This window comes from Desulfoplanes sp. (assembly GCF_054921335.1).
On record NZ_JBUDSQ010000033.1, the window covers coordinates 18,042 to 31,151 of the forward strand.

The following is a 13,110-nucleotide window of genomic DNA, read 5'->3' on the forward strand; positions in this document are numbered from 1 at the left end:
CATCCCTTCCACTCAATCAAAAAGCGGGATCGGAACACCATCCGATCCCGCTTTTATGATCCACCGACAAATCCAGCGGCATGTACTCCAGCGGGGGGCTCCGCGCGTTACCCCACCAAGGCTTCAACGCCTAGCGCGGACCCCAAAATGCGACAACGTCCATGACACAGGGGACTATTTCCACCGGGGATTGCGGTAGGAACTTTTAGACCCCGCCCAGCACCGCCTAGAGTCCGAGAAAAATATCTTCAAAGGCAATCCGACCATGTTTCGGCCGGAACCAACCTACTCACCGAGCATGATCCGGATGATCTCCTTGTCCGTTTCACGCATACCGTCCCGGCCCAGCCGGCCGATGTTGGCGATGGTGTTTTCCACCCCCTTTGTCACGATGCCGTCCCCACCATAGAATTGCTGGCCGTTTCTGTACATATAAAAGCCCAGAATTCCGGCTTCCACCGCGGATGCGATCTTTCCGGCGCAGGACGGTTTGGCACCGTCGCAGATGATCCCGGAGACAATGGCCAATCCGTTGACGATGGTGTGGGCGATCTCCTCATACCCCCCACCGTGCAGCCAGGCGATCCCGGCCCCGGCTCCCACTCCGGCGCTGACCGCCCCGCAATAGGCGGAAAGACGGCCGATACCCGTTTTCTGATGGATGGTGATGAGATCCGAGACCACAAGGGCCCGGGACAGGGTTTCTTTGTCAACGCGCAATTCCTTTGCGTACTCGATGACCGGGACCGAAGCGGTAATCCCCTGGTTGCCCGAGCCCGAGACAATGACCACGGGCAGTTCGCACCCGCTCATCCGGGCATCCGCCCCTGCCGCGGCCATCGCCTTGGCCCTCACCTTGATGTCCTTCCCCCAGGTCCCAAGCAGGACCGAGCCCACGTTGGCCCCCCAGTCCCCACGGATACCCTCCTGAGCGATGCGGTAATTATATTCCGCCTGACGACGGATCAGAGCGTCCACATCCGCCAGGTCCACAGAGGCGGCAAAATCCAGAATATCCTTCACATCCATGATGGAACGGTCCGTGAGGGTGGAGCGCTCCATATCGCTGCAGTTCGCGTCCTGCAGAAGGACGTCGCCGTTACGGGTTATCCTGGTGATGTTGGTATGAAAATGCGTGATGCGTACCGACGCATCGGAGTCTCCGGCATACGCCGTGACCAGGATGTCAAAAAGGAAACCGCTCTTGGAATTCTTTACCTGCACATCGGTGTTGCCCAGAAAATCGTGGATCTCTTTGCGTCCCTCGTCGTCCACGCAGGAGATGACCTCCAGCACCTTGTCCGGGTCACCGGCCACGATGCCCGCAGCGACCGCGGCCCGGATGCCCTTGAGATGGCCGGTATTGGGCACCACCACGCTCTTGACGTTCTTGATGATATTGTCGCTGGCCCCGATGACCACCCTGTCCGGTTCCCTACCCAGCACTTCCCGGGCCTTGGCAGCGGCATAGGCGATGGAGATGGGCTCGGTGCATCCCATGGCCGGAACGAGTTCCTCCTGCAAAATGGCCGCATAGGCCCGATATCTCTTGTCGGTCTTTTCCATGGTGTCTCCTCCAAATGGTGTGCAGCCGACAATCCCGGGGAAAGATTGCCATACCTGAAATACTCCAGGCAGAATATAGGGTGGCAAGTATACGGAGATGAGTTTTTTTTTCGGAGAATGCCATCAAACCATATCCGCAGCCCCGAATAGCCAAGGGGGCTTGGCGGCGGCATACGGTCCTGACCACAATGATGGCTACGGGGGCTCAAGAGATCGCCCCTGAAAACATAAGGGACAAGGGTGGAACCTGAAAACAACATGACGGTGGGGGACAACCACCACACGGACGGAGAAATCAGGACGTGGTCCTGGTCCGCGGTGTGTTCAATAGTCCTGGGGCAACCCGTCCAGCTGGGTCTTGGAGAACACCGGGCCGTCCTTGCACACGTAATAGGGGCCCACATTGCAGCGGCCGCAGATGCCGATACCGCATTTCATCCGGTTTTCCAGGCTCATGAAGATCTGGTCCCCGCTCCAGCCCATTTTGTCGAACACGGGCTGGGTGAACTTGATCATGATAGGGGGGCCGCAGATGAGGGCAATGGCATTGTCCGGATTGGGCTCGGCCTGCTCGGCAATGGTCGGCACGAAACCCACAAGACCGTCCCATCCCTCGGCCCCGCGGTCGATAGTGATGTGGCAGCGGACATCATCGCGCTCCTGCCATTGTTTGAGCTCCTCCCGGTACAAGAGCATGCCCGGGGTCCTGGCTCCGTAGATGAAATCAATGGTCCCGTAATTCTTGCGATTGTCCGGATGGAGGAGCCAGTGCATGGTCGCCCGGAGCGTGGTCACGGCAAACCCCCCGGCCACGATGACGATATTCTTGCCCCGGTTTTCCAACAGGGGATAGCTGTTGCCCAGGGGGCCGCGGATGCCCATGATCTCGCCCCCGCCCATGTTGTGCAGCCGGGTGGTCACCTTGCCCGCCCGGTTGACCGTGAACAAAAGCTTGTTCCCCTCAGTGGGACTGGAGGCGATGCCGATGGGGATCTCGCCGTACCCGGCAATGCTCAATTCGGCGAACTGGCCGGGACAATGGTTGAAGGCCTGGGCATGCTGCTCGTCGAGAAATTCGAACCAGTAGGAACGGAGCTGCCGGTCCTCGGTCTCAACGACGACCTGGTCGATGCGCACGGGATAGGGAAGGTAGGGATTGTGCATAAGCGTCCTGAAAATAACGTGTTGAAAAAATCGTAGGGGCGACCCTTGCGGTCGCCCCTTTGATGCCCGCCCGGAATCCAGACGACTGCGACATTGGGCGACCGCAAGGGTCGCCCCTACGAAAGATTGTGGGCCGCAAACGCATCCATCAATCGCACGACTTCCCGCACATCGATATTCACGGGACACAGACGGACACACCGGCCACAGCCCACGCAACCGAGGGCCCCGTCGCGGCGTACAGGGATGTAGGAAAACTTGTGCATGAACCGTTGTCTGACACGGTCCATCTTGGTGGATCGGGGATTGTGGCCGGATGCGTGCTGGGTGAACAGCCAGTTCATGCAGCTGTCCCAGACACGGATTCTGCGGCCGATTCCGCCCTGGACCTCGTCCTGGATGTCGAAGCAATGGCAGGTGGGACAGCAAAAGGTACAGGTGCCGCAATTGAGACAGGAGGCAGCGACCCCGTCCCAGAACGGTGCGTTGAACAGTTCAAGGACATCGGCCGATGCCAGGTGGTCGGAGGAAGGCCCGGGCTCAATGGCTTTTTCGGCCCCAGCCTTGAGTTCGGCAGCCCTGGCCGTATCACCCGCTCCGGCCGGTTCCAGATCCGCAACCAGGGGTTCCCCCCTGACACTCAAAACTCGAATCAGAAATCGGTCCTCCAGATCAACCAGCAGCAGATCGAGCCCCTCTTCGTGATGGGGACCGCATTGCATGGAGGTGCAGAAACAGGTGGGACAGGGATCGTTGCAGGCCAGCCCGATGAGGATGGTCTTGGCCCGTTTGTCGGCCCAGTACACGTCATGGGTCAGCTCGTCCTGGCAGAAAATCCGGTCGAGCAGGGCAAGGGCCCGCGCGTCACAGGGACGGACATTGAGCAGAACCCGCTCCCCCTGCATGGGGGGGACCTCCTTGAAAATCATCCCCTGAGGCGATTCTTTCTCCTCGTCGTCCTTTGCTGAACCTTTGTTGACAAAGCGCATCATGCACTCGTCCTGGGGAAAAAAGAACTCCTTGGGCGAGAGATCCGTGTTCTGGAAATCGAACACCAGGTCATCAGCGCTTTCCACCTTGCCCCAGACCAGCGCGTTGTCCCGGACCACCGGGGCATGGACATCACGGTCTTTCTGCAACGTTTCCAGGAAAGCATCGATCCGTGTCTTGGGGAGTATCCTATCTGTCATGGGAAGCAGTCATCCTTGAATAAGTGGAAAAACGCAGAGCAAGGCAATCCGACAACAAACCCGCCTTTCCCGGGAACGCCGACCGTCTGGTCGGCCTTTGGGGCAACACATTGAAATGATTGTCATGAAATTTTCGCAGATGACGCAGTCGCACAAAGATGCCGAGCAGACGCTCGGCGTTCCCAGGAAAGGCAACCACCTGCAATTCGACAAATCACGCCATCAGCTGATAAAATCTTCGGGATCATTCGGCTGGAACACGGTCATGGGGGGCTTGGCATCCAGATCCATGCCGGGCTCGTACTCGTAGAGATCCCGGATGTCCTTTTCGATCTTGCAGGTCAGCCGACGCATCTTGATGTTCATGGGACAGACCGACTCGCAGGCCCCGCAATCCGTACACCGCCCGGCGCAGTGGAAGGCACGCAGAAGGTGAAAGCCGGCCACATCCGCGTCTTCCAGGGTTTTGCCGCACCATTGGGGAGAGGCCTCGTCCACAAAGCAGACCTTGCAGTAACACAACGGACAGACGTCCCTGCAGGCATAGCAGCGGATGCACGAAGCAAAATTCTCGGTAAAGGTTTCCCACCGTTTGGCCGCATCAAAGGGTTCCCATGGCGCTGCCACCTTGTCCAGATTGCCCCCTGCGGTCTCATCGACCTTGTCCGCGACCATGATGTCCGCGATGACCGGGTTCCTGTGCATGCATGTGGCGCAATTGTCCCGTTTGACAAAATTCCTGGGGATCTCCTGGGAAAAACCAGGGCCTTCGACCAGAATGTTCTCACCCTCTTCGCCCACGGTCCGGATATCCTTTCCCGGCAACCGAGCCTCGATCTTGCGGTAGTCAAGCATACCCAGACAGGGAACACCGATGACCACCACCTTGTCGCGATCCACCTGCCCTTCCTGGATCAGCCCCACAATATTCCGGCTGACACACCCCTGAGCCACAATGCCGACCTTGTCCTTCCTGCCGATAAGATACTTGGCCAGGTTACCCGTACAAAATCCCGTCCAGCAGAGCCGATCCACATCCTCGGCGCTGGTCACAAAGACGGGCCGGGCACGCATGGGAATGGTGCCTACCTCGTACCCGAGCACGCAATCCACGGTTCCGTTGGTCAGCAGCTCCCTGGCGGTCTCACGGATTTTCGTTTCTCTTTCTCGCATCATCCAGCCGTCCTGATATCCTTGATGAGCCGGGTATTCGGCCCCAATGCGCGAATGGCCTCCACAACGTCCCGGGCTGTTTTCTGGAACTTGTTGGATTCGGCCGAGGAGATCCAGGAGAACTGCAACCGCCCGGGTTCTATTCCGATGTATTCCAGAAGATTCTTGAAGACGGCGAACCGCCGTCTGGCGTAGAGATTGCCACTGATATAGTGGCACTCGCCCGGATGTCAGCCCGAGACCCAGACCCCGTCCACACCGCGACGGAAGGCCTGGAGAATGTAGTCGGGTTTCATACCCCCGGTGCAGGGAATGCGGATGATCCGGATATTTGCCGGATAGGCCATTCGCCCGACTCCGGCCAGATCCGCAGCCCCATAGGAGCACCAATTGCACAAAAACGCAGCTATGCGTGGTTCAAATATCTGATCGCTCATAAGCCCTCTCTTTACGGGGAAGGGATACCTCTAAACAGTGGCTCCGTCCACATGCTCAAATACCTGGTACGCTCTTTGGCCATCCACAGCTCTCTTTTGGACACAACGGATATTTGGTCAACATCATGAATTTATTCACAACGGCTATGACACATTCCCGGAACTGAAACGCCCCCAAAAGCTTCCGTGATAAGCCGGCCAATGGTACCTAATCTCAGACAAGCGGTAAAAGGCCCTGCACTCTTTCGTTTTTCCTTCAGCCCCTGACAATCAAACCATGAAAATCTTTCTTTCAAATAGATAAACAGCTTGTTTCAATCATCTTTTCAATTTATTTTTATGCTTGTATCGACAACATGGCTTCTACCCACAGGTTTAAAAAAAATATTCATTCTTCCGGTAGGTTGAAATTTTTTGTAACCATTCAGCACCATAACTCGGCATGAGACAGTGGCTTTTCCTGGGAACGCCGAGCGTCTGCTCGGCCTTTCGGACAATGCCTAGTGGTATATCGTCATCGTTGATCCGACGGTACCATTCTCCCTGTTTTCTGCCGGTTTGTACACGCATTGCCGAGCAGACGCTCGGCGTTCCCGGAAGGGACAAAACAGGATCGGGCTATTGGTGGCTGAATAGTTACAATTTTTTTTGCCTTCACATGATCTTCCCATTCACGCAGCTATACAACCGTTGACCTAAAAACAATACGAAATTTGAGCGGGTTGAGTGCAAGCACTCCCTTTTGGCACGAGGTACTCTCACCATTACCGCCTCTTGTTCATGGAATGGATCAAACAACCGATTCCATGAGCAGGTAGAAAATCAATCACGGGAGGATGTCCATGCAGCACATGCGGGAAAAAACCGGGTTCTTTCTCGGCCCCATTCTTTTTTTTATCATTCTGTTCATGCCGGTTCCCAACGGCATGCAACCCGAGGCCCTGAAAGTCGCTGCGGTCACGGTGCTCATGGCCGTGTGGTGGATCACCGAGGCCATCCCCCTTCCGGCGACATCTCTTTTGCCCATCGCCCTGTTCCCCCTGCTCGGGATCATGAAGTCCAAAGCGGCGACCGCCCCCTATGCCAACCACCTGATCTACCTGTTCATGGGCGGTTTCTTCATCGCCGTGACCATGGAGAAATGGAACCTGCACAAACGCATCGCCATGCACATCGTCAATCTGGTGGGCACGAGTCCGGGCAGACTCATCCTTGGATTCATGATCGCCACTGCGTTTTTGTCCATGTGGGTGAGCAACACGGCCACGGCCATGATGATGGTCCCCATAGGCCTGGCCGTGATCAAGAAGGCCAACGAGGATGGGGGGAAAGACGGCATGCGGACCGGCACCCCTCTATCGAGCCACTTTGGCATCGCATTGATGCTCGGCATCGCTTATTCCGCGTCCATAGGCGGCGTGGCCACGATCATCGGCACCCCTCCCAACGTGGTCATGGTCGGCATGTTGGATAAAATGTATGGGCAGACGATCACCTTTTTCGACTGGATGCTCTTTGGGGTTCCCCTGGCGGTGATCATGATAACCATTGCATGGCTCCTGCTGACACGGGTGCTCTTTTCCCTCGAGGGGGATGTTCTCGCCGGGGGAAAGCAGTATATTCGCGAAGAGCTGGCCAGGCTCGGCAAGACAACGCCTGAAGAGAAAAAGATCCTGGCCATCGGTGGTTTTGTATGCGCCTTTTGGATCGGAAGAGGGTTCCTCCATATTTCAGCGCTCAGGTACGTCCACGACGCAACGGTCGGTATCCTCGGGGCCGGTCTTCTTTTCATCACCCCGACAAATTTTGCCGAACGCGAATTTCTTCTGGATTGGAAAACCGCCGTAAAGATTCCCTGGGACATCATCCTCCTCTTTGGCGGGGGGTTGGCCCTGGCCAACGGATTCGCCAAATCCGGCCTCGCCGTATGGCTGGCCACCCAGCTGACCGGACTCCAGGGAACAAATATGGTCGTGTTCATCGGTATCGTCGTTTTACTGGTTGTCTTCCTCACGGAAATAACCTCGAACACGGCAACAGCAACCCTGCTCGTCCCGATCATGGGCAGCGCGGCCGTGGCCCTGGGCATCCATCCTTTCGGGCCGATCATCGCCGGCTGTGTCTCCGCCTCCTTCGCCTTCATGCTCCCGGTAGCCACCCCGCCCAACGCCGTTGTCTTCGGCAGTGGCTGCCTCACGGTTCCCCAGATGGCCAAGGCCGGGATCTGGCTGAACATCATCGGCTCCCTGATGATCACCGCGGCCGTCATCTATGGCGTCCCCCTTATTTGGGATGTCGATCTCTCCCAGCTGCCCGCATGGGCGGCCAACGCGCAATAACCATGGGTCAAAAACACGGATCACCCAAAAAGGGACGCCTGGCGTCCCTTTTTTTATTGTCGAACTCTATTCTCCGACCTCGGGCCTCCAACCTCACCCCCGGGGCAACCGAACAACGAAAGTCGTTCCTTCCCCGGGTTCGGTGGTGAAATCGATCCGACCGCCGTGTTTCTCCACCACGATCATTCGACAGATATTGAGACCCTGCCCGGTCCCCCGGCCGACCTCCTTGGTGGTAAAAAACGGGTCGAACACTCGGGAAGCATTGGCTGCGGGAATCCCTGTTCCCGTGTCCGAGATACGCACCTCGACCCAGTCCTCATCATGGGAGGTTGCCACCGTGATACGCCCCTTTTCCTGACCGTTCTCCTCGACCTTGTCCCCGATGGCATGGGCGGCATTGGTTATCAGATTGAGAAAGACCTGGTTGATCTCGCCCGGGAAACAGGCCACCGGCGGCAGGGCCTCCTCGAAATTTTCCTCGAGATCGGCAACGTATTTCCAGACATTGCGAGAAACCATGGCCGTGCTCGCAAGGGAGCGGTTGATATCGGTCATGATCTTCTCCTTGCTCCCGGGGTGGGAAAAATCCTTCATGGAAAGGACAATGTCTGCCACACGCTGCAATCCTTCCAGGGACTGGTCCAGGGCGGTCGGGATCTCTTCCCGCAAAAACTCCCAGTCGGCCTCTTCAAGTCCCTCTTCAATTTTTTTCTGGAGCACGGGATCAAAATCTTTGGCTACGCAGGCGTCGTACAATTCTTTATACGCGTCCAGTACGTGCTGGATATCCGTAAACGAATCCTTGAAAAAATGCGTGTTGTCGGAGATATATTGGGTCGGCGTGTTGATTTCGTGGGCGATCCCGGCCGCCAGCTGTCCCACCGCCTCCAGCTTCCTGGACTGGGAAAGCTGGGTCTCCAGGTTCAACCGTTCGGTAATGTCGGCCCCCATCAACAACAGTCCGGTCTCTTGCTTGGACCGGGGAAAAAGCCTGGTCATGGTCAGCCCCAGAACCCCTTCGTATCCGTCGTTCCTGGTGAAAGCCATCGCATCCATCCGGACGGTCTTTCCATATTCAAAACACTCGTGCATGGCCTCTTTCACGGCCCCACATCCCCAATTGATCCGGCAGGCATCAAATGACGCCCCCACAGCCTCTTCGGCAGGAATACCCAAAATCTCTTCAGCCACAGGATTCCACTGGGTGACCACCCCGTCATCGGCAATCCCTATCAGCAACGAGGGAATATTCTCGATCAACTGTCTGGTTTCCGCATGGGAGGCGATGATTTGCCGCTGGGCACGCTTTTTCTCGCCGACATCCTCCAGGGTGGCAATGACCTCGGTGGACGGGGCTCCCAAATGGACCGGATTCAAGATGGCCCTCAGATCCACGGTCTTGTTCCCCTTGGTGGATGTATACTCGTCATCGTACACGCAGGGCTCTCCAGCCAACGCCTTGGCTATCATTTTACGCATCTTGGGCGGGGCATATTTGGCGGAATGGAACCCGACCAACCCCTCTCTGGGGGCCCCCATGAGCTCGGCAAATTTTTCGTTACAGTCGACAATAACCCCTTCGGGGCTGAAACGGATGATCCCTAGGGGAGATTTTTCAAAAATAATCCGGTAGTTGCGCTCATTCTCCCGGACCGTCTCTTCCATGAGCTTACGTTTGGTGATGTCCACCAGGGTCCCTTCGATGCCAACGGGTTTCTCTTCCTCATTGGAAATGATCCGGGTGCTTGCCAGCCCGATAAACCGGGAGTTGTCGCGCCGTCGGAGGGACAACTCGAAATTGGAGGCCTTTTTATGTGCATCCAATTCGTCGCGCAAAGCCTGTACCTGGGAAGAATCATCCAGGAAATCCTCCACGTTCCTGCCGCAAACCTCCTTGAAGTCCGAGTAACCGAGCATGGCGATCCCTGCGGGGTTGGCCATGAGAATGTGCCCACTCATGTCCACACGACAATAGGCCTCATGCATATGTTCGAGGATGGATCTGTATTTTTTCTCACTTTCACGCAACTTTTCCTGCATCACCTTCATGCGATTGACGGTTTTCCGTAACAGTCCCGTACGGTCATCGACCGTTCTCTCCAGTTCCTCCAGATGTTCCTGCCGTTGTTTTTCCAGCTCCAACCGTTTGAGGGCGTTATCAACGGCGATAATGAGCTGATCACTCTCAAAAGGTTTATTTAAATGTCCATATACCCCGATTTCGAGCGTTTCCTTCGCGGTCTGGAGATTCCCAAATCCCGTCATGGTGATGACCGCGGTGTGGGGATAGGTATCGTGGCAGAACCTGGCGAAATCCATCCCGGATTCCCCGGACATTCTGAGATCGGTAATGATCACATCGAAAAAACGGGCCTCCAAGATTTTTCGGGCCTCTTCCGCACTCTCTGCTTCGCAGCAGACATGGTCACCATACTTGGCGAGGATGTTCACAACCATAGCCCTGATCCCGGCTTCGTCATCCACCACCAATACCCTCTTCTGCTCCATAACGATTCCCCCTAAAGGTCCAAGCTTTGTCCTGCCCATGCGGATCCGGTCGTTCCCACGATCGGATCCGTGGCACACCGGTATAGGACACCATGGAAAGGTGCATATCCGAATTCATCCCGTCTAACAACAATCGGGCCTCGGCCGGGCTCCTTTTGGGAGACAGCCACCTCCCAAATCTTCTCCGGCCCAACGGCACAGACCGGATAAACGGCCTGACGCGCCCCTCACAGAAAAACAGCGTATCCAGGGCCGATCAGGCTTGCCCCTGTCCAGCCGTTGCTATACGGAAAAAAGATACACACGCCACTCCGTTTCCGGATCGCACAGAGCGGCCACCCTCACAGCCATTCCATCCAAAGGCAACGGAACCGGTCGCGGTGCAACTTCCAACACACTTGACCAACATGTCCACACATCCATTACAGAAAATCCATCTTCGGGATTATGTTATCCTCATGCTCAACGGCATGGCCCACGGGTTGTTCGCGTCACTGATCATCGGTCTGATCCTCAAACAGATCGGCAACCAGATCGGACTCCCCCTGATGGTCCAGTTCGGCCAGATCGCCCAATATCTCATGGGGCCGGCCATTGGGGTGGGCGTTGCCGCCAGTCTGGGGACGGCCCAAAAATCCCCGCTCGGGCTCTACGCATCATTGATCACCGGGGCCATTGGCGCACAAACCGTTGTCTTTCACGCAACAGGAGTCGGCTTGGCCATCGGCGAGCCCGTGGGCGCCCTGGTGGCGGCATGGGCAGGGGCCGAATTTGCCAAGCTCATCAGCGGCAGGACCAAGGTGGACATTGTTCTGGTTCCGGCCGGAACCATTCTGGTCGGCGGGTTGGTCGGCCACCTGGTCGGCCCCTTCGTGGTCCAGCTCATGACCTGGCTGGGCGGGATCATCAACATGGCCACCCAACTGCATCCGCTTCCCATGGGCGTTGTCGTGGCCGTTCTCATGGGCATGTTCCTGACCCTGCCCATCAGCAGCGCGGCCATCGCCATCTCCCTGGGCCTGCACGGGCTGGCCGCCGGAGCGGCAACCGTGGGATGCGCCTGCCAGATGATCGGATTTGCCGTGATCAGCTACCGGGAAAACCGCTTCAGCGGCCTCATCGCCCAGGGACTGGGCACATCCATGCTCCAGATCCCTAACATCATACGGAATCCCCGCATCTGGATTCCCCCGATCATCGCCTCGGCCCTGCTCGGCCCCCTGGCGACAACGGTTTTCCACATGACCAACAACAAAATCGGCGCGGGCATGGGCACCAGCGGCCTGGTGGGCCAGTTCGCCACCCTCGAGGTCATGGGCCAGGGGGGATGGACCGGGATCCTCTTGCTGCATATAGCGCTTCCGGCGATCATCTCCCTGATCGTTGCCAAATATATGTATAAAAAAGGCTGGATCGCGCCCGGGGACATGCGACTGCCGTAATCTATATGAACCCTACAATCCACGCAAAAGGGGACGTCTTGTTCAAGACGTCCCCTTTTGCGTAGGCAAATAGTAACTATTCAGGTCGAAAAGCAACTATTCGAACAGTCTGATTTTAAAAGACAAACTTGAGCAGCATACAGTGAATTTCTAAAATTCATAATTCTGATTTTTTAGAATAGCTACCTGAAAAGTTACACAGAATGTACCATCCCTGGCGCTCGATGACCAACCCACCGATCTCACTCCCTGAAACATCCCCCCTCTTTGAGTGACAACCCCCGCCGCATTGTGCTACCGACCGATCCATTCGGGTTTATCACATTGCATATGATCTCCTTCTCTCCGCCGACCCTGCCACCCCTGGAGGCCCCATGAAGTCCGACCGCTTTGTCACCGTCTTTTTCCTGCCCCTGTTCATCTCCCTGCACCTGCTCCTCTTTGTGGTCTCTGCCTCGGCCACTTCCCCGGAACTCCAGGACCCCGCAACCTATCGCGGCAACGAAAACATCAGGGGATGGTCCATGAGCGAAAAACTCGACGGCATCCGGGGGTATTGGGACGGGCAGCGGCTGCTGACCCGGGAAGGCAATGTCATCCATGCCCCCTTATGGTTCACGGACAACCTCCCCCCCTTCGAGCTGGACGGCGAACTCTGGGCAGGACGCGGAAACTTTGGAACCGTCCAATCTACGGTCTTGGACGAGACCCCGTCATCGGGATGGCGGAACATCACCTACAACATCTTTGAGGTCCCCCATACCCGTGGTGATTTTGCAGTACGTCTGGACAAGGCCCGAAAATGGTTCAAGGAGCATGAGGCCGGCCATGTCCGGATCATTCCTCAGATAGTCTGCACCGGGCATGAACACGTCCAACGTTTCCTCAAAAAGATCGCCGAAGACGGTGGCGAGGGTGTGATCATCAAGGACCCGGCCATTCCCTACCGGGACGGTTCCGAACAACGGGTCGTGAAACTCAAGCACGTCGACTACATGGACGGCACGGTCATCGGCCACAACCCCGGCAAGGGACAATGCACGGGCCTCATGGGCAGCCTGACCCTGAAGCTGAAAAACGGCGTGGTCTTCAACCTGGGCACGGGCTTTTCCATGAGCGAACGCCACTATGCCCCACGCATCGGGGCCGTGGTCACCTTCAAACACTACGGATTTTCCAAAAGCGGCAAGCCCAGATTCGCCTCGTTCGTGAAGGTCAAGAAGCCCTAACCAGTGGACCTCCCGAACAACCGGAATCTTTCCATCCTGCCTGAACGAAATCCGGGACA

Annotated in this window: 10 protein-coding genes; 3 read left to right on the top strand and 7 right to left on the bottom strand. The window is 56.8% G+C overall.

Features of this window, described 5'->3' with window-relative positions; genetic code table 11:
* Window positions 1-285: 285 nt before the first annotated feature.
* From ACY692_RS08755 to ACY692_RS08780, 6 genes are all read right to left on the bottom strand, one after another.
* Entirely contained in the window at window positions 286-1,566 is a 1,281-nt protein-coding gene (locus tag ACY692_RS08755) for an L-cysteine desulfidase family protein (protein ID WP_462324975.1), read from the bottom strand.
* Window positions 1,567-1,890: 324 nt separating this feature from the next.
* The gene (locus ACY692_RS08760) at window positions 1,891-2,730 is read right to left on the bottom strand and encodes an FAD/NAD(P)-binding protein (RefSeq protein WP_462324976.1); all 840 of its coding nucleotides are present in this window, start codon (window positions 2,728-2,730) and stop codon (window positions 1,891-1,893) included.
* Window positions 2,731-2,846: 116 nt separating this feature from the next.
* On the bottom strand, window positions 2,847-3,920 hold the full coding sequence (locus ACY692_RS08765) for a 4Fe-4S dicluster domain-containing protein (protein ID WP_462324977.1): 1,074 nt from the start codon (window positions 3,918-3,920) through the stop codon (window positions 2,847-2,849).
* Between the two features lie 222 nt (window positions 3,921-4,142).
* Window positions 4,143-5,096, bottom strand: a complete 954-nt coding sequence (locus ACY692_RS08770) for a hypothetical protein (RefSeq protein ID WP_462324978.1) — start codon at window positions 5,094-5,096, stop codon at window positions 4,143-4,145.
* Window positions 5,093-5,530, bottom strand: a complete 438-nt coding sequence (locus ACY692_RS08775; RefSeq protein WP_462324979.1) for a hydrogenase iron-sulfur subunit — start codon at window positions 5,528-5,530, stop codon at window positions 5,093-5,095. Before ACY692_RS08775 ends, ACY692_RS08770 begins: the two co-directional genes overlap by 4 nt.
* Before the next feature lie 375 nt (window positions 5,531-5,905).
* On the bottom strand, window positions 5,906-6,100 hold the full coding sequence (locus tag ACY692_RS08780; RefSeq protein WP_462324980.1) for a hypothetical protein: 195 nt from the start codon (window positions 6,098-6,100) through the stop codon (window positions 5,906-5,908).
* 272 nt (window positions 6,101-6,372) lie between these two features.
* Between ACY692_RS08780 and ACY692_RS08785 the strand changes: the two genes are divergently transcribed.
* A complete protein-coding gene (locus tag ACY692_RS08785) occupies window positions 6,373-7,869 on the top strand; it encodes an SLC13 family permease (RefSeq protein WP_462324981.1) in 1,497 nt (498 codons plus the stop codon).
* A 93-nt stretch (window positions 7,870-7,962) separates the two neighbouring features.
* Here ACY692_RS08785 and ACY692_RS08790 read toward each other — a convergent pair whose 3' ends face one another.
* Complete coding sequence (locus ACY692_RS08790) at window positions 7,963-10,380, bottom strand: PAS domain S-box protein (protein WP_462324982.1); 2,418 nt, start codon at window positions 10,378-10,380, stop codon at window positions 7,963-7,965.
* Between the two features lie 380 nt (window positions 10,381-10,760).
* On the opposite strand from ACY692_RS08790, the gene ACY692_RS08795 reads away from it, so the two are divergent.
* Together ACY692_RS08795 and ACY692_RS08800 are read left to right on the top strand one after the other, a co-directional pair.
* Window positions 10,761-11,822 (top strand): PTS transporter subunit IIC, encoded by a 1,062-nt coding sequence (locus ACY692_RS08795; protein ID WP_462324983.1) that lies wholly within the window; start codon window positions 10,761-10,763, stop codon window positions 11,820-11,822.
* A gap of 374 nt (window positions 11,823-12,196) precedes the next feature.
* Complete coding sequence (locus ACY692_RS08800; protein WP_462324984.1) at window positions 12,197-13,051, top strand: DNA ligase; 855 nt, start codon at window positions 12,197-12,199, stop codon at window positions 13,049-13,051.
* Window positions 13,052-13,110 lie beyond the last annotated feature (59 nt).

Excerpts from the sequence above, each read along its gene's own strand:
- ACY692_RS08755 (WP_462324975.1), bottom strand. The coding sequence starts at position 1,566 with ATGGAAAAGACCGACAAGAGATATCGGGCCTATGCGGCCATTTTGCAG.
- ACY692_RS08760 (WP_462324976.1), bottom strand. The coding sequence starts at position 2,730 with ATGCACAATCCCTACCTTCCCTATCCCGTGCGCATCGACCAGGTCGTC.
- ACY692_RS08765 (WP_462324977.1), bottom strand. The coding sequence starts at position 3,920 with ATGACAGATAGGATACTCCCCAAGACACGGATCGATGCTTTCCTGGAA.
- ACY692_RS08770 (WP_462324978.1), bottom strand. The coding sequence starts at position 5,096 with ATGATGCGAGAAAGAGAAACGAAAATCCGTGAGACCGCCAGGGAGCTG.
- ACY692_RS08780 (WP_462324980.1), bottom strand. The coding sequence starts at position 6,100 with ATGCGTGTACAAACCGGCAGAAAACAGGGAGAATGGTACCGTCGGATC.
- ACY692_RS08785 (WP_462324981.1), top strand. The coding sequence starts at position 6,373 with ATGCAGCACATGCGGGAAAAAACCGGGTTCTTTCTCGGCCCCATTCTT.
- ACY692_RS08790 (WP_462324982.1), bottom strand. The coding sequence starts at position 10,380 with ATGGAGCAGAAGAGGGTATTGGTGGTGGATGACGAAGCCGGGATCAGG.
- ACY692_RS08800 (WP_462324984.1), top strand. The coding sequence starts at position 12,197 with ATGAAGTCCGACCGCTTTGTCACCGTCTTTTTCCTGCCCCTGTTCATC.